Source organism: Acinetobacter brisouisimilis, from assembly GCF_000368265.1.
Taxonomy (GTDB): domain Bacteria; phylum Pseudomonadota; class Gammaproteobacteria; order Pseudomonadales; family Moraxellaceae; genus Acinetobacter.
Map to the genome: position 1 here is coordinate 13,915 of NZ_KB851219.1, position 21,944 is coordinate 35,858.

At 44.7% G+C, this 21,944-nt stretch carries 12 protein-coding genes, 2 tRNA genes and 2 rRNA genes; 7 read left to right on the forward strand and 9 right to left on the reverse strand.

From position 1 onward, the window contains the following. Window positions 1-36: 36 nt before the first annotated feature. Window positions 37-1,368, reverse strand: coding sequence for a ribosome rescue GTPase HflX (hflX, locus tag F975_RS03735; RefSeq protein ID WP_004750513.1), 1,332 nt, complete (start codon window positions 1,366-1,368; stop codon window positions 37-39). A gap of 390 nt (window positions 1,369-1,758) precedes the next feature. On the opposite strand from hflX, the gene F975_RS03740 reads away from it, so the two are divergent. Further along, window positions 1,759-2,574: a lysophospholipid acyltransferase family protein gene (locus tag F975_RS03740; protein ID WP_004750515.1), complete on the forward strand. Its 816-nt coding sequence runs from the start codon at window positions 1,759-1,761 to the stop codon at window positions 2,572-2,574. 1 nt (window position 2,575) lies between these two features. Here F975_RS03740 and F975_RS03745 read toward each other — a convergent pair whose 3' ends face one another. Beyond that, on the reverse strand, window positions 2,576-4,177 hold the full coding sequence (locus tag F975_RS03745) for a phospholipase D-like domain-containing protein (RefSeq protein WP_004750517.1): 1,602 nt from the start codon (window positions 4,175-4,177) through the stop codon (window positions 2,576-2,578). Between the two features lie 87 nt (window positions 4,178-4,264). On the opposite strand from F975_RS03745, the gene F975_RS03750 reads away from it, so the two are divergent. Continuing rightward, window positions 4,265-5,275 carry a metallophosphoesterase gene (locus F975_RS03750; RefSeq protein WP_004750518.1) on the forward strand — a complete coding sequence of 337 codons (1,011 nt, stop codon included), beginning with the start codon at window positions 4,265-4,267 and terminating at the stop codon, window positions 5,273-5,275. Between the two features lie 40 nt (window positions 5,276-5,315). Here the strand turns inward: F975_RS03750 and polA are convergent, their stop codons facing one another. Beyond that, entirely contained in the window at window positions 5,316-8,081 is a 2,766-nt protein-coding gene (gene polA, locus F975_RS03755) for a DNA polymerase I (RefSeq protein WP_004750520.1), read from the reverse strand. A gap of 142 nt (window positions 8,082-8,223) precedes the next feature. Here polA and F975_RS03760 point away from each other — a divergent pair, with 142 nt between their 5' ends. Next, window positions 8,224-10,800 (forward strand): DUF2339 domain-containing protein, encoded by a 2,577-nt coding sequence (locus tag F975_RS03760; protein ID WP_004750522.1) that lies wholly within the window; start codon window positions 8,224-8,226, stop codon window positions 10,798-10,800. A gap of 38 nt (window positions 10,801-10,838) precedes the next feature. Here the strand turns inward: F975_RS03760 and F975_RS03765 are convergent, their stop codons facing one another. The 6 genes from F975_RS03765 to F975_RS03790 form a co-directional block, all read right to left on the reverse strand. Next, window positions 10,839-11,708 (reverse strand): mechanosensitive ion channel family protein, encoded by an 870-nt coding sequence (locus F975_RS03765; RefSeq protein WP_004750524.1) that lies wholly within the window; start codon window positions 11,706-11,708, stop codon window positions 10,839-10,841. Between the two features lie 8 nt (window positions 11,709-11,716). Beyond that, a complete protein-coding gene (locus F975_RS03770) occupies window positions 11,717-12,520 on the reverse strand; it encodes a DUF432 domain-containing protein (RefSeq protein WP_034425715.1) in 804 nt (267 codons plus the stop codon). 131 nt (window positions 12,521-12,651) lie between these two features. Further along, a complete protein-coding gene (locus F975_RS03775) occupies window positions 12,652-13,476 on the reverse strand; it encodes a carbon-nitrogen hydrolase family protein (RefSeq protein ID WP_004750528.1) in 825 nt (274 codons plus the stop codon). A 26-nt stretch (window positions 13,477-13,502) separates the two neighbouring features. Then, entirely contained in the window at window positions 13,503-14,024 is a 522-nt protein-coding gene (gene gigB / locus F975_RS03780; RefSeq protein ID WP_004750530.1) for an anti-anti-sigma factor GigB, read from the reverse strand. 112 nt (window positions 14,025-14,136) lie between these two features. Then, window positions 14,137-15,105: an RsbU family protein phosphatase GigA gene (gigA, locus tag F975_RS03785; RefSeq protein ID WP_004750532.1), complete on the reverse strand. Its 969-nt coding sequence runs from the start codon at window positions 15,103-15,105 to the stop codon at window positions 14,137-14,139. A gap of 70 nt (window positions 15,106-15,175) precedes the next feature. Then, window positions 15,176-16,078 (reverse strand): MlaA family lipoprotein, encoded by a 903-nt coding sequence (locus F975_RS03790; RefSeq protein ID WP_004750534.1) that lies wholly within the window; start codon window positions 16,076-16,078, stop codon window positions 15,176-15,178. Window positions 16,079-16,651: 573 nt separating this feature from the next. Here F975_RS03790 and F975_RS03795 point away from each other — a divergent pair. The 4 genes from F975_RS03795 (at window position 16,652) to F975_RS03810 (ending at window position 21,764) form a co-directional block, all read left to right on the forward strand. Beyond that, window positions 16,652-18,189, forward strand: a 16S ribosomal RNA gene (locus F975_RS03795). 60 nt (window positions 18,190-18,249) lie between these two features. Then, a tRNA-Ile gene (locus tag F975_RS03800) sits at window positions 18,250-18,326 on the forward strand. A 67-nt stretch (window positions 18,327-18,393) separates the two neighbouring features. After that, window positions 18,394-18,469, forward strand: a tRNA-Ala gene (locus F975_RS03805). A 401-nt stretch (window positions 18,470-18,870) separates the two neighbouring features. After that, a 23S ribosomal RNA gene (locus tag F975_RS03810) occupies window positions 18,871-21,764 on the forward strand. Together the 16S and 23S rRNA genes with 2 tRNA genes alongside form the textbook arrangement of a ribosomal RNA operon. Window positions 21,765-21,944: the final 180 nt, after the last annotated feature.

Genomic DNA, 21,944 nt, shown 5'->3' on the forward strand with positions numbered 1-21,944 from the left:
TGGCTAGAAAACGTTATTTTTCCAGTTTTAACCGATCTAAGGTTTAATTTCAAACTCTTCGAGCGGTGTCTGAAACTGAGCGGCACGTTCACCTAAAATTTCATGTAAAGGTAAATGCAATTTTTTAATCAGTTCTTCAAGTTTGTGCGGCGCAATAATCACATCAAGCAGTAAGTTACCGTGATCATCATAATGTTCTGATTGAATCACATTGAGTGCATAAAGCTGGGTACGGAGTTTGCCATAAGCAGGTTTTAAACTGAGCTGAAAGTTTTGAATTTGCCCCATTAGGCACTCTTGCACCGCTTGGCGTAATAGCGTTAAGCCTTGCTGGCTATGGGCTGAGACATAAACACGCTCTGACTGGTGCGGTTTGGCATAGATAATTTTTGCTTCATCGCCGCTTAAGTCAATTTTGTTATAGACTCGTAGCACAGGCACGTCAGCCCCGATTTCTTTGAGCACGGATTCGACAGCATCAATCTGTTCCAGCATGTCTGGGCTACTACTGTCGATGACATGTAGCAGTAAGGTCGCTTCCAGCGTTTCTTCTAAAGTGGCTTTAAAGGATTCGACTAAAGAATGAGGCAGGTCACGGACAAAACCCACGGTATCAGCCAGTACCAACGCACCAATCCCATCCCAGTTTAAACGCCGTAAGGTTGGATCGAGTGTGGCAAACAGCTGGTCAGCTGCATAAACCTCACTTTCAGCAAGAATATTAAATAAGGTGGATTTACCTGCGTTGGTATATCCTACCAATGACACGGTTGGAATCGCGGCTTTTTGGCGGGCAGCACGACCTTGACTACGGGTTTGGCGGACTTTCTCGAGTTTTTCCTTGAGCTGACCCATACGGATTCGTAATAAGCGGCGGTCTGTTTCTAACTGAGATTCACCTGGTCCACGTAAACCAATCCCGCCTTTTTGCCGTTCTAGATGCGTCCAGCCGCGCACGAGACGGCTCGATAAATGCTCAAGCTGAGCCAGTTCAACTTGTAATTTACCTTCGTGGGTACGAGCGCGCTGTGCAAAGATGTCCAAAATTAAACCTGTACGGTCAATCACGCGGCATTTTAAAATACGCTCTAAGTTACGTTCTTGAGCGGGCGAGAGTGAATGATCGAAAATAACCAGTTCTGCTTCAAGTTCTGCGACTAATGCTGCAATTTCTTCTGCTTTTCCCGAACCTACAAATAGTTTAGGGTCTGGTTTTACGCGTTGAGCAGTCATGTGCTGTAAAATTTCAGCGCCTGCTGATTTTGCCAACAGACTGAACTCTTCGCCATCAAGATCATTCAGCATATTGACTGAAACACTGACCAATATGGCGCGTTCGCCGCCTTGATGTCGCTCAAAATATTCCACTAATAACCTAACTCGCCAAGTAAAAAATCTATTGTAGAGAAAACTTGGCGGCTAGGCGAGTCTGAAATCTGCTAGTGCAGTAACATGAAGAGTTTGTTGAGTAAAATCAAAAGCCCAGCACATAAAATACTACAGCCTAATATCCATTGGAGCTGTTGGAGAATATTTTTATGGTGAGGGGTGGAATGATGAAGATTGAACATGTGATTCATGGCATTCTCCTTTTGCTGATTTCCATATCCAGCATAGTGGAAAATTAATTTTAGATGAAATTGGATATTATTATTGTTAACTTCGGTTATTCAGATCAAGATTGTAACTTTTTTGCAGAATTGACACCGTGCTCATTTATAATGCTGCTACAAACTTCATCATGATTCATGCATGTTTATGACGCATCAAAATTCAACAACAGTAGTAAAAAAGAAAGGATTGGCCCGTTTTATTCATTTTGGCAAAAAAATTAGTCATGGAGTAGCGGCTGTTGGGCAGGGGTTTTATGTGGTGTATCGTCACCAATTGTATAAACAGCCAAATCACCCAGACAATACGCGCTATGTACAATGGTTTTGCCGACGGTTATGTGATGTTTTTAATATCGAAGTACGTTTGTATGGTGAATCTGCATCAACTGAACCTGCACTTTGGGTAAGTAATCATATCTCGTGGCTGGACGTTCCGACGCTCGGTTCTGCGGCACGGGTATTTTTTCTTGCAAAGGCTGAAATCGAGGATTGGCCTGTGGTTGGGAAGTTGGCAAGAGGTGGCGGGACATTATTTATTAAACGTGGTTCGGGGGATTCGGTACGTATTCGTCAACAAATCTCGGATTTTCTGTCCCAAAATATTCCTGTGTTATTTTTTCCAGAAGCCACGACTTCCGATGGCACAACGATCAAACGGATTCATGGTCGTTTGTTGGGCGCTGCACTCGAAGCGCAAAAACCTGTACAGATTGCCCTGATTTGCTATGTTAACCAGCAAGGTGAGCTAGATCATATTGCGCCATATGTGGGTGAGATTTCTTTTAGCGATCATGTTAAACAAGTTTTAGAAATGCCGAGAGTAACTGCACATCTGATGTTTTTGCCACGGATTGATGTAACAGGGCATAATCTCGACTCGCTGACCTCTGAAGTACAACATAAAATGTATAAGGGGTTACAAGAGTTGCAGCAACATGTTTTGCATCAGATTGAGCAATAAATTACATCATGCCTTCAATCGGGAACCATGAAATCAGCTTTAAGCCAATTTTTTGCCACCATTTCATGTCTGGTTCATGCGGGTAGACTTTGCGGAAATACTGGGTCTTACGCTCCCAGTGAATCTGTTGCTCTGGGGTGAGGGACAGTGTATAGCTGTAGAGTCCCAAGTTTTGATCCATGGTGTCATGAATTGCTTTGGCTAGACTTGGGCTGTCTAGCACCACGCCAATCTCGGTATTGAGTTTCGCTGAACGTGGATCGAGGTTAAAAGAGCCAATAAAGACTTGCTGCTGATCCAGTTCCATGAGTTTGGCATGTAAGCTGGAACGGCTTAAACCTTTTAAACTGATTTTGGTTTTCTTTGAAATTTCTTCGGTTTGTGGGTTGAGGCTTTTGCCCGCGAGTGCGGGTAAAAATTCATACAGTTTGACATTATTTTTGAGTAAATCTTCACGGTACTTGCTATAAAAAGCATGTACTAGCCAAACGTCATTGGCTTTAAATGAGTTGGTCAGTACACGGACCTGAATCCCATTTTGTGCCATGCTGTTCAGCGCGCGCGCACCTGATTTTTCAGGAACGAAATAAGCAGAAATAATATCGACATTATGCTGTGGTGAGATTAATTCTTTCTGGAGTTGTTCTCTTAAATAATCATTGCCTTGCGCCTGATCACGGATTTTGGCAGGAGAGTCTTTAACGACTTGCGCTTTGACCCATTCGAAGTGAATTTGATGATTCATCCATTCATCAAATATATAGGTGCGGTTGGCAAGTCCCAGATAGTTTTGTACCGTAGCTTTCTGATAGTGTTCGGTCAGTTGTTGCTTTAAACTTTCATAGCGCAGGCGATGTTTTTCTGGATTGACAATTTGCCGTACAGGATAGGCATAGCTATCATTCCAGTATTCATCAAAGGAATTGGAAATATCATCGACAGCTTGCCCTACCAGCATGACATCAATATCTGAAAACTGGTAGTTGTCGCTGACGTTGTAGTATTGGTCACTCATGTTACGCCCGCCAATCAAAGCAATTTCATTGTCAACAATGAAGCTCTTGTTGTGCATGCGACGGTTGATGCGTTTTAAGTCGAGCACCATATCCATAGCACGAAACTGACGAAAGCGATAAGGGTTATACAGTTTGACCTGAATATTTTGATGTTGATCCAGTGCTAAAAATGCACCTTCCATGCCTTTAGCATTGTTGTCATCAATGAGCAGGCGGACTTTGACACCACGATCGGCTGCCTGAATAATATCATAGAGTGCCAATGCACCAATTTTGTCGTTATCCCAGATATAATATTGTAAATCCAACGTTTTTTGTGCTTTGTTAATGAGGTTGAGGCGGGTTGAAATCGCTTCTAGCGGGTCATATAAAATGTGATACCCTGTCAAGCCCGGATTGGCTTGTCTTAATGGCGTAATCCGATGCGCCAATGTGGTTTGTGAAGTATCGACATCATGGGCATAACTCGGAGTCTGTACCTGTTGATGTGGCAAGGTGCTACACGCCGTGACACTCAATGCGATACAAAGAGCCACTGCTAAGCTTGAAAAAGCTGGCGTAAACTGTTGTTGTGATAAGTGGCTCATGTTGGTTATCAGATCTCACGCGAAAAACCTATAGATCAATTATTGCACGACTTGTCATGCTCGTTTTGTATTGATCCGAGAAAAAGTATGTGGAATTCTAATTCAATTATTTCAATCTTCTATATTATTTTCTTTACTGTTGCATTATGGGCAACAGCACACGCATGGCATAGTCAGTCTAAAACACAAACAATTCATCCATTTAAAGCATTTATTCATTTATGGGTTTTTTATGCCTGTTATTTGTTGCCACCGCTTTTATTGTTCAGTATTTATGCAGGAATCACAGGGTATTATTCGATTCAACAAGCCATTTTTAGCGGATTGCTCAGTACGATTTTAATTTATGCCCGTTTTATTGAGCCGAATCGGATTCGAGTCAAAACGACACAGTATCAAATCAATGAACCACACAGTTTTCATCAACCTTTTAAAATTGCCTTGATTGCTGATTTACATGTCGGGCTATTTTCAGGTAATGAACGTCAGCTCAAGCTGATTGTAGAAAAAATTAATCAGCAGCAGCCCGATATTGTTGTGGTGGCAGGAGACTGGACTTATGAGCCTGAAGACACACTGGTCGAGGAACTTGCCATTCTCAAGCAAATTCATGCGCCTGTCTATTCAGTTTTGGGTAACCATGACGAACAGTATCCGGGGCCGCCGATTCGGCAGTTGCTCCAGCAGGCTTTAGATGCCAATCAGGTGATGGATATCGAAGGGGAAGTGATTGAATTTGAAGAATTTCGTCTGATCGGTGTGGGTGACTTATGGGCAGGTAAGACCGATATGCGTTTTATGCCTGATTTACCACAAGACAAACCATGGGTAATTGTGTCGCATAATCCTGACACTGTGGACATGGTGCCCGAGCTGCCAAGCCATCCACTTATGCTGTCTGGGCATACTCATGGTGGGCAGATCGAGTTGCCATGGTTGACCAGTTATATTATGAAGCATGTTTCAATTTCGGGGCATAAACAGGGTTTGTATCAGCACGAACATGCCGATGTTTATGTGACTGTGGGAACAGGTATGGTGGGCGTGCCTTTTCGTTTTCGTGTACCGCCCACTGTCGATATGATCGAATTGATTTAAAAAAAGCGCTCAAATCTGAGCGCTTTTTTATGGGGTGGGTTTAGTGGGCTTGATCCCAGTTATGTCCTTGTCCAACTTCAACCAGCAATGGTACAGACAACTGCATTACCGATTGCATCACTTCACTAATCTGAGGGGCAAGCTCTGCTGCATAATCCTGATCGACTTCCAGCACCAATTCATCGTGCACCTGCAATAATAATTTAGCGTGCTGAGCAGGCAGGATTTTTTTCACTGCAATCATCGCCAGTTTAATAATATCGGCAGCACTTCCTTGTAATGGTGCATTAATCGCAGCACGTTCAGCCGCTTTACGCACCATGACGTTACGTGCATGAATATCTGGTGTATATAAACGGCGCCCTAAAACAGTCTCGACAAAACCTTGTTCAGCTGCAATTTGACGGGTACTTTGCATGTATTCGTAGACACCAGGGTAACGGTGGAAATACTGCTTGATATAGTTTTGTGATTCTTCACGGGTGAAACCCAGTTGACGAATCAGACCAAACTCCGACATGCCATATAACAAGCCGAAATTCACGGCTTTGGCTTGGCGGCGTTGATCACTGGTAATTTGATCTAGCGGAATACCCAGCACTTCTGAGGCTGTACGGCGATGCACATCCTGCCCATGATGGAAGGCGTGTAGCAGGGCTTCATCCTGAGAAAAATGTGCCATTAAACGCAATTCAATCTGTGAGTAATCGGCAGCCAGCAACACGCGACCTTCAGGTGCAACAAATGCCTGACGAATCTGGCGTCCAATTTCCCCTCGGACTGGAATATTTTGCAGGTTCGGGTCAGATGACGATAGTCGTCCTGTTGCCGTCACTGCCTGATGATAACTGGTATGCACGCGCATGGTGGCAGGATTGGCTTGCTCTACAAGGCGGTCCGTATAGGTGCTTTTCAGTTTGGCCAATCCGCGATGCTCTAAAATCACTTCGGCAATCGGATGTTCGATTTTTTCCAGAATACTTTCACTGGTACTGTATTGCCCAGTTGCAGTTTTTTTACCGCCTTTGATGCCCAGTTTATCAAACAGAACTTCACCAACCTGTTTTGGCGAGGCAATATTGAAACTTTCACCTGCCAGAGTTTCCGCCTGCTGTTCTAGCTTATGCATGGCTTGGGAGAATTCATCACTGAGCTGTTTTAAAAACTCAGGATCCAGCTGAATGCCATTTTCTTCCATTTCGGTGAGGACTTCAGCTACAGGCATTTCAACCTTGTGCAGAATGTTGACCAGCTCGGGGAATGGCGCCAGTTTTTTGGCTAATACTTCATATAGGCGATAAGTGACATGCGCATCTTCGGCTGCATAATGTGCCGCCGTTTCCAGTTCAATTTGGTTAAAGGTTTTTTGTTTAGCTCCTTTACCTGCAATCTGTTCAAACGTTGTGGTCAGATGGCTTAAGTACAAACGTGCAACATCGTCCATGCCATGACGGGTGGCTGAAGCATTCAGTACATAAGATGCCAGCATGGTGTCAAAGAACCAACCTTGTAGATGAATCCCGTGATTGGCAAAGATATGTGCATCATATTTCAAATGATGACCGATTTTCTCTACCGTAGGGTTTTCTAGAATCGGTTTAAGCTGTGCCAAAATCTGTTCACGATTAAGCTGCTGTGGCGCACCTTCATAGTCGTGAGTAAACGGGACGTAATAGGCATCTTGGGCATCAAATGCTACCGAAAAGCCCACCATCTCGGCAGCACGGTAATCAAGACTGGTGGTTTCTGTGTCAATCGCAAAGCGCTCGGCAGTTTGGAAGCGCTGCCATAGCTGTTGCCAAGCGGCATCGGTGAGTACCGTATGATAGTGCGCCTGACCTAGCTGATCATCGATACTGCTCATCTGTGCAAGATCTTCAGTTTTTACACTTGGCGCTGTTGTGGTTGTTGTTGCCACCGTTGGCCGACTTTGCTTATAGCTTGGGTTATCAGGGTTATTCGGATGATCCAACGACTGTAACTGGTTACGAAATTCCAGTTCGGTATACAGGCGACGTAACTCATCGACATTCGGGTTACTGAGTTTCAGTTCATGCCAGTCCAGATTTAGCTCTAGATTGCAGACAATGCTTGCCAATTGGTGGTCAATCTTGATGCTTTCGGTGCTTTCTTGTAATGTTTTGCCGACTTTGCCTTTGATATTGGCCGCATTGGCTAAAATATTATCGAGGGTTTGATATTCGTTTAGCAGTTTTGCCGCCGTTTTTGCACCTACGCCCGCTACCCCCATAATTCCATCGGATGCATCGCCCATCAGGGTCAGATAATCCACCATCTGATGTGGCCAAACCCCAAATTTTTCAAACACACCATCTACATCGAGTGAGCGCTCTTTAAAGCTGTCTTCCAGTTTAATATGTTCGGTGACCAGTTGCGCCATGTCTTTATCGCCTGTCGAAATCAGGACATGATGCCCTTCACTGACAGCGCGTTTTGCGAGCGTACCAATAATGTCATCGGCTTCTGCACCTGGGAGCATGTGCAAAGGTAGACCTAATGCACGAATCAGAGCATGCAGATATGGAATCTGTTCAGCCAGTTCATCGGGCATGCCTGGGCGGTCACCTTTATAAATCGGCGATAACTGATGGCGGAAGGTGGGTTCAGGCGTATCAAAAATCACCGCCATATGGGTGGGTTGAGTACGACGAATCAGTTTCTGGATTGCAGAAATTGCGCCACGTACAGCGTTGGTATGTAGTCCTGTCGAAGTGGTGAGAGGTGGTATCGCATGGAAGGCACGAAACAAAAAATAAGACCCATCAACCAAAACAAATGGTGGCATTACACAACTTCCTCAATCTAATCTGCGGGCTATTTTACGTGAATTTTAACTTTGATGCAGAAGTAGATCCGTTGAAGGGAGTTTTATCTCGTTCAGATGATCGGTTAACATCAATAAAACGGCTGCACCAATCAGGAAATCTATGTTGCAGAAAAAATCAGCGGTCATGATGAGCCTTGTTTTGATGTTCTCGGTAATATTGGCGTGGTTTGCCTATGTATTCGGGAAGCAGCAATGGGCATATTTGCTGTTACTGGCAGGATTGTGTTTTTTTATTGTGCTGATTTTTCGACTGCAAAATCAGGTAGATCGACTTGAACAACGCTTATCTGATCTGGAAAGGCAGCAAATACCATATCAGCCTGCATCGGCACCAGTTCAGGTCGTTCCACCACCAATTCCTGTATCAATAGCGATCCCACCGCAGCCAACAGAGCCACAAACAGCATTCCCCAGTCAAACAAATCCTCATTGGCAAGCTGTTTTAGAGTGGCTGGTAAAAAGCAATCCAATTTTGAAAGTTGCTGTGGTATTGCTGCTGATCGGGGTGGTGTTGTTACTGCGCTTTGCCAGTGAATATTGGCAAGTCAGTCTGGGTATGCGATTACTCTCAATCGGAGTGGTGGGTGCAATCACCACTGCAATAGGCTACTGGCTTGGAAATCGTAATCTGCGCTTTGCCGTAGCGGTACAGGGTGTTGGGCTGGCGGTGATTTTTCTGACCTTGATTTTCGCCTATCATTTTCTTTTGATTAACAGTGTGATCATAGCAAGTGTGGTGTTGGCAGGATTGCTGCTTATCACGACATGGCTGAGTTTGAAACAAAAAGAAATTTCACTGGCGATTTTGGCGTTAGGTATGGCGTATCTGGCACCGTTACTGATTCCGCAATATCGTCCCGATCCGATATTTTTATGGGAATACTATTTGGTGGTGAATCTGGCGGTTGCCGCAATTAATTTTGTGCAGTCGTGGAAGTTACTCAATCATCTGGCATTTTTTTCAACAATGGGACTGGCAGGCATGAGCCTGTTTATGCACGATGTCTCGAGTCAGCGCAATTATCTGGATATGTTGCTGTGGCTACATTTGGCATTGTTTATTTGGCTTAGCATTCGTTATAGCCAGTTAATGCTGCGGCAAAAATTAGAATTACAAGGCTACGTGTCTATTTTAGATGTCGGTTTGATTTTTAGTGTACCTGTGTTCGGATTTACCTTGCATGCCAGTCTCATGCACCAGTCCAGTCATGCCTTGACCTTGGCTGCGGCAGGTTTGGCGGCAGTGTACTTCGGGTTGACGGTGTGGATTCGTAAGCGGCAAGCTGAGCTTTCGCTGCTTGGCAAGAGTTTCATGATTTTGGCGACCGCATTTTTTGCCCTGATTTTTCCACTGGCAAAAGGTGCACACTGGACCAGTCTGGGCTGGGTGATTCAGGGTACTGCACTGATTGTATGGGGTGTCACTGAACGTTATCGTTTTAGTCGTATCATTGGTGAGGCCTTATTGTTTTGTAGTGCAGGTGCGCTATTTTTTCAGATCTGGTCAGATGAAGTTTTCCCAACCCTAAGTGCCTGTATTTATACTCTAGTGCAGTCCGTTGCCGTGTATTTTCTCTTGCAAGATACGCGTACGCCAGAGCGCCGTGTTGCAGCGATTCCGCCCATCAGTTTCTTTTTGGCATTTGCCTTATACAGTGGCAGTGCCGCCAGCGTAGAAATTTTCCACTGGCAATCCTATGGTTTATTGGCAAAGCTGGCAGTTGCATCGGTGTTATATGCAGCCTTTTATGTGGTAGTTACTCTGAAACAGTCGATTGAATGGATAGCCGAGCAGCTGATCATCAGTACAATCATCCTGATCGGGCTGGTCATAGCCTTGGAGCAATTACAGATTTGGCAGGGTTTACAACACTGGAAAAATAGCGGCTTTGCATTGTTTTGTGCAGTTGCTGCGTTATTACAGAGTGGATTGTTGTACTGGACACAGCGTCAGCATAATTCGAACCGTTTGCTTGCACTCTTACTCTGGGCGAGTCTGGCACTGGTAGGTCTAAGTCTATGGGTACAGGCACCGATCATGGCATTGGGCGCGTTACCTACAGTCTGGTTATGGACTGCGATCATTCAAAAGAACAAAGTATGGCTACAACATCCTGAGCTATGGCTTTGTAATCTGCTTTGGTTGTTGCTGGTCAATATCGATCAAGATGCTATACAGGCATACTATGTCATCCCTTTATTCAACCCGATTGATGTACTGAGTCTTGCCATGCTGTGTGGCCTGCTCTGGTTACAGCAGATTCAGCTACCTTCACTGCTTTGGCAACGCCTCTTGAAAGCGAGCCTGTTTTTTATGCTGCTTTGGGTGTTGAGCAGTGTGATGGTACGTGCCTTACATCATCTGTTAAATACGCCGTTATGGAGCATGGACATCTGGCACAATGGTGCGGTTCAACTGAGTCTAACCTTGCTATGGACATTACTGGCATGTGTGGGGATGACCGTTGCGAGCCGTAAAGCCATGCGTGAAGTCTGGTATATGGGAGCATGTATTCTGGCGATTGTGGTGTTTAAACTGGCGTTGCTGGATTTATCGCAAAGTGCGACTTTGACACGGGTGATTTCATTTATCGGAGCAGGGGGAATGATGTTGATTATTGCCTATCTGGCGCCCTTACCCCCTGTATCACCGCAAGCTGAATCATCAGCCGACTGAGCTGATGATTGCTTTTGATTGGTTTTAAAAAAATCCAGTTAGAGGGTGGGCAGATGATTGCTGCTACCAACAAAACCGATTTTCGGTACAGGAATCTCGATATTGTTTTTCACAAAGGCATCGCGAACCCGTTCTTGCATTTCGTCTTTGACCAGCAGGTAATTTTCTTGCTGACACCAAATGGTAAATAGCAGTTCAATTGAAGACTCCCCAAAAGCCGTAACTGTCATGGCAGGTTTAGGGTCATCCAGTACTAGAACATGATGCTTGGCAGTGGTTAGGAGCACTTCACGAACTTTGCTTAGGTTTTCATGAAAGCTGACTGCAAGGGTAATCGGAATCCGCCGAATCGGATATTTTGACAGGTTATAAACTGGGGTCTTGATCAGTTGTTCATTGGGCAAGCGAATATAAATATTGTCTAAGGTCAGTAATTTTACGGACAGTAAATCAATTGAAATCACTTCACCTTCAATCACTTGACCACGCAACAAGGTCAGTTGAATGGTATCACCGACCTCAAAAGAACCTTCGCCAATCAGAAATAACCCGCTGATCAGGTTAGTTGCTGAAGTTTGTGAAGCAAAACCTAAAGCAACAGTCAGAATCCCCGCTGCGCCCAAAAAGACACTGACTTTAAAGCCTGCTTCCCGTAAGCCTGCCATGACAAAAAACAGGAAAATTGTATAGAAAATCCCGCGCCGCCATACCATACGCTGATGGGCATTAAACTTCGCACCAATTGTACGAATAAAGGCATTCGAGACCAGACGGGCAAGTGCAAAACCAATCAGACATAGCATGGCTGCCACAAACATATCGGAAATGCGTTCGACACTAATATGCATGTTGGTGAACACGTCTTTGAAACTCGAGAGCAGGTCTTGAGGAATTTGTGATTTTTCCATTCACGATCCTAAAAAAATGAGTCAAACATATTAAACAATGCACCACCAGGGGAGCGCGGTTCATGCACATAAACGACTTCACCCGCTTTCGGTGGAGTCCGATTTTCAATCCGTATCCGAGGCGGACGATCGGAAGATTCATGAACCACTTTAATGTGCGATGTCCATAAGCGCCCTGTACTTTCACTATAAAATAAAGGCAGGGCAGGAACAGGCACATTCATGCGGTCAAAACGTAACTGTTCGTGGCTACTGTTATGAAAAATAATCGGAGTGACTGCGCGAAAGGCACGAGGTTTAAGTTGTTCCAGCTCCGTACGGCCATCAACTGCCGTAGCATAGCAAAGCTCGCCAGAGCGTTTGTCTGGGCCAAACCAAGTATCTTTTGGGCGAATGACTGGAATATCAAAAAGCGGTTCGCGTTGCCCTTCGGCAAAACCCGTAATCCAAAGTGGAGTACTGATATATAACAGACCGCGTTGCCCTGCAGGAATATACATTGGATCGACAGGGCGAATCACCACGGAACGATCGGCAAGTCGTGGTAACAGTTGGAAGGTATTGCCCATTTTGCGAAACATATAGCGCTCGACATGTACAGGCGGTGGAAATGGAAAATCAGGCTCTAATATTTCTTTCCATTGCTGCTCATAGTCAAACTGGATCGTCGGACGATGATATTCCATACGCCATTCTTGGGCGCCGCGAGTCAGGCGAAACAGTAACGAACCAAATTGCCAAGTACGAGTTTGGTGTAACTCAAAATGATATTCGCCCCACCATTTAATATGTTTTTCCCAGTGATCATCCATGAGACCTAAATCTGACACAATATTTCCTTAGATGACTAGCTTTGCCTATCACTTTAATGGGTTAAAAGTCAGGAGTATAGAGGGTAAAAGTACAATTAGAGGCGTGATTGTATTCAATAAAAACTAAAAAATTAAAATTGTAATAAGCGGCGGTGTTGTATTAAAGGCATGGCTGCCTGAACTTGTTGATGTTCATTGTGGTCAAAAGCAACGGTAATTAATTGTGCGCCTTCATCTTCCACTAGTGCGAGTAACTGACCACGGCTATTGGTGACTCCAGCATGTCCCCAAGTCTGGCGTTTTTCGCCATGCCAACCCTGCTGAGCTGCGCCGAGGACATAGCATTGACTATCCATTGCTCGGGCTTGCAGTAAAAGCTGCCAGTGCATTTGTCCTGTCGTGTAAGTAAACGCTGCGGGTGCTGTTAAAATATCCGCACCACGTTGTCTTAACGTAAGTGCCAACTCAGGGAAACGCAAGTCATAGCAGACCATTAAACCAATCTGACCAAACGGAGTTGATGCAACCACCACTTCATCGCCAGGTTCAAAAAACTTGGATTCCTGATAACCACCTACGCCATCCGCTACCTGCACATCAAACAAATGAATTTTGTCATAACGTGCTTCAGTTCCTTCTGGGCTGATACATAAACTACTGGTGCGCACACGACCATCAGGAACAATTGAACCATCAGGGCGAAACGGGCAAGGCAAAGTTCCTGCAATAATCCAGATTTGATACTGATGTGCAAGCTGTTCTAAACGCTGCTGAATACTTTCAAATTGTTCAGCCGTTTCGCGCTGTTTACCTGCTGCAAAACAAATAAAATTTTCAGGAAAAGTAATCAGCGATGCACCTTGTGCTTTACTCTGCTGAATAAGTAACTCAACCTGCTTGAAGTTATCTTCAATGCTATTTTGTGAGTTCATTTGGGCGACAGAGAGTAAAGTCATGGCAAGCGTTCCTTTGCTATTTTTAATTAAGCGTTATGAGGATGTACAACTTCTTCTTCAAATTGATCTTGTTCTTTTTCGAGTTGTTTCACTAAAGGTTCAAAAATATTTTGATTACTATCATTCAGTTCCATCAAAGTGCGGTGGGCATCTAAGACAGTATTCAGCATTGCCTTGTGGGTAATATTTTCATCAACAAGCGTGCGCGTACAGACATTGTTATCACCACAGTTGAGCATGATAAAAACCTGCCCTAAGCCCATGCTATTTGCGAGAGTAGTGATATCTGGGTTCGTCGATAGCATCACTGCCTGAATCTGATGTGCCTGTTTCAGCTTGATCCCGAGTTTCGCTAAAATCCCGAGAACTGTACTATCGATAAATGTAGTCTGAGTTAAATCGACAACCGCACCTTTAACGTTGCTTTGCTGTTCAATCTTACTCAAAAGTTTGTCTAAACTAATACAAGATTGTGCGCGAACTTCTCCAATAATCTTGAAAAAATGCGTGCCATTCAAACTTGCATATTCAACATGACCTGTTGACATATATATGCCATTTTTTGAGAAGGATTAGAAAATTATCACATAGGGGGGGGACATACTCAAGTGGTTGAGCAGTGAAAATTAATTACAAAAAACTACGATATAGGTTTTTTTGCTACTTTACTCGGCATAAACTTAGAATTGCGATATCATCGGCGACATGTGCTGGTGCTTCAAATGTATGATTTTGCAGATGTTCGACAAGTTTTTGAAATTGTTCATTTAAACCACCTTCAAATGGCTCTAGTGCCCCATCCGAGCACACAATGAAACGTGCTTGTTTGCTTAAAATACATTCAAATTCCTCAACTTCTAAGTCTTCAGTTAGGCCTAGGGGAAAGCTGCTGGTATTTAAAATTTTCGGGGGCTGATTCGGCTCAAATAAGATCGCTGGAGGGTAATGTCCTGCACTGGACCAACGTAAATGATGGGTTTCAAAATTTAAAATTCCCGTAATCATCGTGATATGTTTTTCAATATTTTCTTGGACTAACATTCCATTGAGCTTTTTAATTAGCTCGCGAGGTGTTTTAGAACGACCATGAAAAGCAGCCATCCATGAAGTCAGTAAACTACTGGTTACGCCGTGACCTGAAACATCCGCGAGATAAAAAATAATTTCTTTATCACTGATTTTCCAGTAATCGTACCAGTCTCCTGACAAATAGGCAGAAGGTTTGAAAAATGATTCTATTTTATAGTTAGGCAATTCAAGCGGGGTTGGAAGCAGTTTTTTTTGTAATATGGCAGCAGAGGGTAAATCGCGGCTATCTTGATTACGCTTATATTGCGCATCAATTTTAGCGAGCGCTTCAATAGGTTTTTCAGGGAGCTGATACCAAATCCATCCTGCTAACGCACCCGCTTGCCATGCTTGTGCAAGCGCAGAGCCTTCATTTTCAAAAGCAAGTACAATCGTTGGCAACTCCCATTGATGTTCTAAAAAATCCTGTACGTCAGCAATTGCAATAATGCTTTGATCGTAAAGGGGAATGTCCTCTATATGAATCATTTGTAGGCTCGGTAAAGCACTTAATACACGCTCTAGATGAGGTATTGTTCGAGTAGGTTGAATGAAATACATAAATGAGAGAACAGTCCTTTTACATCAATGGTTGATTCAAAATATAATAAATAATGTTAATCACAAATCATTATTTATTATTAGGCTGAGAATCGGCTGGTGCACTACTATCTACTCCATCATTCTCATCAATAAAAGAAGTTTCTTGACTCGAATCCCCTTTTTTCTCTGCAATGACAAAGCGTTTGCGCTGTAAGTAGGCATCTCGGATTGCTGCGTAACGGTCACCTTGTAAACCCTGATCAACATCTAGCAATGAACTACGCACATCAATTGCATAAACCGCCCAATCTCCCCAATATAATCCAGGGTAATTTTCTTGCAAAATATACTTTTGTGGGCTTGCCTGAGTATCAACAATAAAACCTAAACCATCACGTAAAGTACTTGGACCAAAAAATGGCACCATCAAGTATGGACCTGAAGAAACACCATAATAACCCAATGTCGTGCCTAAGCTTTCTTCTTCCTGATCTAGGCCTAGGCGACTTGCTGGATCTGCTAAGCCTAATGTTGTAATACTATTAATTAAGAATCGCCCCACCGTTTGAAATGCGCGCTTAGGTTTCCATTGAATAATTTGGTTGGTTGCATTCCAAGGTTCAGCTAAATTGCCCCGAAATTGACGATATGAACCACGTACTTCGGCAGGAATCTTCGCTTGATACTGTACAGCTATAGGTCGTAGAGCATAGCGATCTATATAGTCATTAAAGACAAAAATCTTACGGTTGAGTGGTTGAAAAGGGTCTTTAACTTCATCAGGCTGACTTGCATTGGCATCGACTTTTAAATCTTTAACTGTCTTTTCGGAAAATGCCTTAATTTTATCAATACGAGAGCCTTTTGCAGCAGTCGATTGAGCCTGAGTTTCATTTACAGAAGTAGAAGCGTCTGATTCTGCTGCTAGAACAGAACCACTGACACACAGCGTAACTAAAGAAACCCACAATACAGAAAACTGACTACGCATACGCATTTCCGACATTTTAGTTAGATAATTTAATTTTAACCATTATATAGCATGAATAAAATTGAAATGTGATTATCACAATATGAAAAAAAGAAACTAATTTATCAAAACAGTTGGATAATTAAGCAAAAAATGCAGAAAAGCGCCGAAATAGTCTAAAAAAGAGACAGATGATATTATTGGGTTGAAAAAAGGGTTGCGTTAGAATGGTTATGGTCTATAATGCGTATCCATCGGCGGTGATGCAGATAAAAACTTGTTGATTAACAAGGATTTAGCTTGATAAGTTAGATTTTAGGTTGATTGAATGAGTTTTAAAAATATCGAAATTACCTGTTGACTTTATCATAAAATAGAGTAACATAGCCGACCTAGCTTGATGATGACGAATCATCGAGAAGATCATTAAGAGAATTGGAAGAACAACTTGTGTGGATTTTTACTGGTTGATCAGTCGAATATATATTTCATTGATTGAATTGGTAGAAATTTCTCGAAGTTTATTTGAGCGAATTTTTAGTCAGTAAGATTAATGAGCCAGATTTAGCACTTTTAGTAAAGTGCAATGATTTTAAACTGAAGAGTTTGATCATGGCTCAGATTGAACGCTGGCGGCAGGCTTAACACATGCAAGTCGAGCGGATGAAGGGAGCTTGCTCCTGGATTTAGCGGCGGACGGGTGAGGAATGCTTAGGAATCTGCCTATTAGTGGGGGACAACGTTTCGAAAGGAACGCTAATACCGCATACGTCCTACGGGAGAAAGCAGGGGATCATTAGACCTTGCGCTAATAGATGAGCCTAAGTCGGATTAGCTAGTTGGTGGGGTAAAGGCCTACCAAGGCGACGATCTGTAGCGGGTCTGAGAGGATGATCCGCCACACTGGGACTGAGACACGGCCCAGACTCCTACGGGAGGCAGCAGTGGGGAATATTGGACAATGGGGGGAACCCTGATCCAGCCATGCCGCGTGTGTGAAGAAGGCCTTTTGGTTGTAAAGCACTTTAAGCGAGGAGGAGGCTTCTTTGGTTAATACCCAAAGTAAGTGGACGTTACTCGCAGAATAAGCACCGGCTAACTCTGTGCCAGCAGCCGCGGTAATACAGAGGGTGCAAGCGTTAATCGGATTTACTGGGCGTAAAGCGTGCGTAGGCGGCTAATTAAGTCAAATGTGAAATCCCCGAGCTTAACTTGGGAATTGCATTCGATACTGGTTAGCTAGAGTATGGGAGAGGATGGTAGAATTCCAGGTGTAGCGGTGAAATGCGTAGAGATCTGGAGGAATACCGATGGCGAAGGCAGCCATCTGGCCTAATACTGACGCTGAGGTACGAAAGCATGGGGAGCAAACAGGATTAGATACCCTGGTAGTCCATGCCGTAAACGATGTCTACTAGCCGTTGGGGTCTTTGAGACCTTAGTGGCGCAGCTAACGCGATAAGTAGACCGCCTGGGGAGTACGGTCGCAAGACTAAAACTCAAATGAATTGACGGGGGCCCGCACAAGCGGTGGAGCATGTGGTTTAATTCGATGCAACGCGAAGAACCTTACCTGGCCTTGACATACTAAGAACTTTCCAGAGATGGATTGGTGCCTTCGGGAACTTAGATACAGGTGCTGCATGGCTGTCGTCAGCTCGTGTCGTGAGATGTTGGGTTAAGTCCCGCAACGAGCGCAACCCTTTTCCTTATTTGCCAGCGAGTAATGTCGGGAACTTTAAGGATACTGCCAGTGACAAACTGGAGGAAGGCGGGGACGACGTCAAGTCATCATGGCCCTTACGGCCAGGGCTACACACGTGCTACAATGGTCGGTACAAAGGGTTGCTACCTAGCGATAGGATGCTAATCTCAAAAAGCCGATCGTAGTCCGGATTGGAGTCTGCAACTCGACTCCATGAAGTCGGAATCGCTAGTAATCGCGGATCAGAATGCCGCGGTGAATACGTTCCCGGGCCTTGTACACACCGCCCGTCACACCATGGGAGTTTGTTGCACCAGAAGTAGCTAGCCTAACAGCAATGAGGGCGGTTACCACGGTGTGGCCGATGACTGGGGTGAAGTCGTAACAAGGTAGCCGTAGGGGAACCTGCGGCTGGATCACCTCCTTAACGAAAAGACGGATTGATTGGTAAGAATCCACAACAAGTTGTTCTTCTGGTATATCGAATGGGTCTGTAGCTCAGTTGGTTAGAGCACACGCTTGATAAGCGTGGGGTCACAAGTTCAAGTCTTGTCAGACCCACCAAGTCTACAACTGAGATTGAGAGATCAAGGTTACAGAAACTTAGATATACAAATCGAAATGATAAGCTGGGGACTTAGCTTAGTTGGTAGAGCGCCTGCTTTGCACGCAGGAGGTCAACGGTTCGACTCCGTTAGTCTCCACCACGAATTCTGAAGATTAGAATTCGAGCTAAAGATTACAGAATTTAGTAAGAGAAAAACCTAAGGGTTTTAATTTTATTAACTTCTGTGATTTAAGTATCACGGTATTAGTGTGATCCGACGAGGACACATTAACTCATTAACAGATTGGTAAAATTGAGTCTGAAATAAATTGTTCAACTCATTTAATTCAAGATTGACAGTAATGCGTAAGTGTTACGGTTTAATTAAGAATTGAAATGAGAACTAGCAAATTAACTGAATCAAGCGTTTTGGTATATGAATTAGATTGAAGCTGTACAGTGATTAAGTTCACAGTACTTCAAACTGTAAGAGATTGATGAGAAATCATTGATCATGTCTTATTACTACTTGTAGGTAATAACGACTGTTTGGGGTTGTATAGTCAAGTAATTAAGTGCATGTGGTGGATGCCTTGGCAGTCAGAGGCGATGAAAGACGTGATAGCCTGCGAAAAGCTTCGGGGAGGCGGCAAATATCCTGTGATCCGGAGATGTCTGAATGGGGAAACCCACTTACCATAAGGTAGGTATTGCAACATGAATACATAGTGTTGCAAGGCGAACGAGGGGAAGTGAAACATCTCAGTACCCTTAGGAAAAGAAATCAATTGAGATTCCCTCAGTAGCGGCGAGCGAACGGGGATCAGCCCATTAAGTTATATGTGTTTTAGCGGAATGCTCTGGGAAGTGCAACCGTAGAGGGTGATAGTCCCGTACACGAAAGGGCACATATAATGATGACGAGTAAGGCGAGGCACGTGAAACCTTGTCTGAATATGGGGGGACCATCCTCCAAGGCTAAATACTCCTGACTGACCGATAGTGAACTAGTACCGTGAGGGAAAGGCGAAAAGAACCCCTGTGAGGGGAGTGAAATAGATCCTGAAACCGCATGCATACAAGCAGTGGGAGCACCTTCGTGGTGTGACTGCGTACCTTTTGTATAATGGGTCAGCGACTTATATTCAGTGGCGAGGTTAACCGAATAGGGGAGCCGTAGAGAAATCGAGTCTTAATAGGGCGTTTTAGTCGCTGGGTATAGACCCGAAACCGGGTGATCTATCCATGAGCAGGTTGAAGGTTGGGTAACACTAACTGGAGGACCGAACCCACCGTCGTTGAAAAGCCGGGGGATGACTTGTGGATAGGGGTGAAAGGCTAATCAAACTCGGTGATAGCTGGTTCTCCCCGAAAGCTATTTAGGTAGCGCCTCGGACGAATACCATAGGGGGTAGAGCACTGTTTCGGCTAGGGGGTCATCCCGACTTACCAAACCGATGCAAACTCCGAATACCTATGAGTACTATCCGGGAGACAGACTGCGGGTGCTAACGTCCGTAGTCAAGAGGAAAACAATCCAGACCGCCAGCTAAGGCCCCAAAATCATAGTTAAGTGGGAAACGATGTGGGAAGGCATAGACAGCTAGGAGGTTGGCTTAGAAGCAGCCACCCTTTAAAGAAAGCGTAATAGCTCACTAGTCGAGTCGGCCTGCGCGGAAGATGTAACGGGGCTAAAACTATGTGCCGAAGCTGCGGATTTACGCTTATGCGTAAGTGGTAGGGGAGCGTTCTGTAAGCCGATGAAGGTGGATTGAGAAGTCTGCTGGAGGTATCAGAAGTGCGAATGCTGACGTGAGTAACGACAAAACGGGTGAAAAACCCGTTCGCTGAAAGACCAAGGGTTCCAGTCCAACGTTAATCGGGGCTGGGTGAGTCGACCCCTAAGGCGAGGCCGAAAGGCGTAGTCGATGGGAAATTGGTTAATATTCCAATACTTCTGTGTAATGCGATGAGAGGACGGAGAAGGTTAGGTCAGCCTGGCGTTGGTTGTCCAGGTGGAAGACAGTAGGCATGCATCTTAGGCAAATCCGGGGTGCTCTATGCTGAGAGTTGATAGCAAGCTGTACTTGTACAGTGAAGTGGCTGATACCATGCTTCCAAGAAAAGTCTCTAAGCTTCAGTTACACAGGAATCGTACCCTAAACCGACACAGGTGGTCAGGTCGAGTAGACCAAAGCGCTTGAGAGAACTCTGCTGAAGGAACTAGGCAAAATGGTACCGTAACTTCGGGAGAAGGTACGCTGCTGACGGTGATTCTCCTTGCGGGATGAGCTGTTGGCAGCCACAGAAACCAGGCCGCTGCAACTGTTTATTAAAAACATAGCACTCTGCAAACACGAAAGTGGACGTATAGGGTGTGATGCCTGCCCGGTGCTGGAAGGTTAATTGATGGGGTTAGCGTAAGCGAAGCTCTTGATCGAAGCCCCAGTAAACGGCGGCCGTAACTATAACGGTCCTAAGGTAGCGAAATTCCTTGTCGGGTAAGTTCCGACCTGCACGAATGGCATAATGATGGCGGCGCTGTCTCCAGCAGAGGCTCAGTGAAATCGAATTCGCCGTGAAGATGCGGTGTACCCGCGGCTAGACGGAAAGACCCCGTGAACCTTTACTGCAGCTTGACATTGAACTTTGATCTTACTTGTGTAGGATAGGTGGGAGGCTTTGAAGTTGGGACGCCAGTTCCAATGGAGCCATCCTTGAAATACCACCCTGGTAATATTGAGGTTCTAACTCTGCTCCATAATCTGGAGCGAGGACCATGTCTGGTGGGTAGTTTGACTGGGGCGGTCTCCTCCTAAAGAGTAACGGAGGAGTACGAAGGTGCGCTCAGCGTGGTCGGAAATCACGCGTAGAGTATAAAGGCAAAAGCGCGCTTAACTGCGAGACCCACAAGTCGAGCAGGTACGAAAGTAGGTCTTAGTGATCCGGTGGTTCTGTATGGAAGGGCCATCGCTCAACGGATAAAAGGTACTCTGGGGATAACAGGCTGATACCGCCCAAGAGTTCATATCGACGGCGGTGTTTGGCACCTCGATGTCGGCTCATCTCATCCTGGGGCTGAAGCAGGTCCCAAGGGTATGGCTGTTCGCCATTTAAAGAGGTACGCGAGCTGGGTTTAGAACGTCGTGAGACAGTTCGGTCCCTATCTACCGTGGGCGCTGGAAATTTGAGAGGATCTGCTCCTAGTACGAGAGGACCAGAGTGGACGAACCTCTGGTGTACCGGTTGTGACGCCAGTCGCATCGCCGGGTAGCTATGTTCGGAAGGGATAACCGCTGAAAGCATCTAAGCGGGAAGCCTACCTCAAGATAAGATTTCCCTAGGAATTTATTCCTCTAAAGAGCCGTTCGAGACTAGGACGTTGATAGGTTGGGTGTGGAAGCATAGTGATATGTGAAGCTGACCAATACTAATTGCTCGTGAGGCTTGACTATACAACACCCAAGCAGTTGTATATAAAGCTCAATCGATTCATAAAACAGCAAAACAGCTTGATTAAGTTAAGCAAAACGCTAAAATGAACTGCTTAAAGTAAGACTCAACAAACCAATTTGTTAATAACTCATTTGGTACACAGTACGGTAGCAACAAGATCAACGTGATCTGAGCATAAA

Bases quoted from the DNA above. Each gene is read 5' to 3' on its own strand.
- gigA (WP_004750532.1), bottom strand. From the start codon at position 15,105: ATGTATTTCATTCAACCTACTCGAACAATACCTCATCTAGAGCGTGTA.
- F975_RS03775 (WP_004750528.1), bottom strand. From the start codon at position 13,476: ATGACTTTACTCTCTGTCGCCCAAATGAACTCACAAAATAGCATTGAA.
- F975_RS03790 (WP_004750534.1), bottom strand. From the start codon at position 16,078: ATGCGTAGTCAGTTTTCTGTATTGTGGGTTTCTTTAGTTACGCTGTGT.
- F975_RS03740 (WP_004750515.1), top strand. From the start codon at position 1,759: ATGACGCATCAAAATTCAACAACAGTAGTAAAAAAGAAAGGATTGGCC.
- F975_RS03750 (WP_004750518.1), top strand. From the start codon at position 4,265: ATGTGGAATTCTAATTCAATTATTTCAATCTTCTATATTATTTTCTTT.
- F975_RS03770 (WP_034425715.1), bottom strand. From the start codon at position 12,520: ATGGATGATCACTGGGAAAAACATATTAAATGGTGGGGCGAATATCAT.
- gigB (WP_004750530.1), bottom strand. From the start codon at position 14,024: ATGTCAACAGGTCATGTTGAATATGCAAGTTTGAATGGCACGCATTTT.
- polA (WP_004750520.1), bottom strand. From the start codon at position 8,081: ATGCCACCATTTGTTTTGGTTGATGGGTCTTATTTTTTGTTTCGTGCC.
- F975_RS03760 (WP_004750522.1), top strand. From the start codon at position 8,224: ATGTTGCAGAAAAAATCAGCGGTCATGATGAGCCTTGTTTTGATGTTC.
- F975_RS03765 (WP_004750524.1), bottom strand. From the start codon at position 11,708: ATGGAAAAATCACAAATTCCTCAAGACCTGCTCTCGAGTTTCAAAGAC.
- F975_RS03745 (WP_004750517.1), bottom strand. From the start codon at position 4,177: ATGAGCCACTTATCACAACAACAGTTTACGCCAGCTTTTTCAAGCTTA.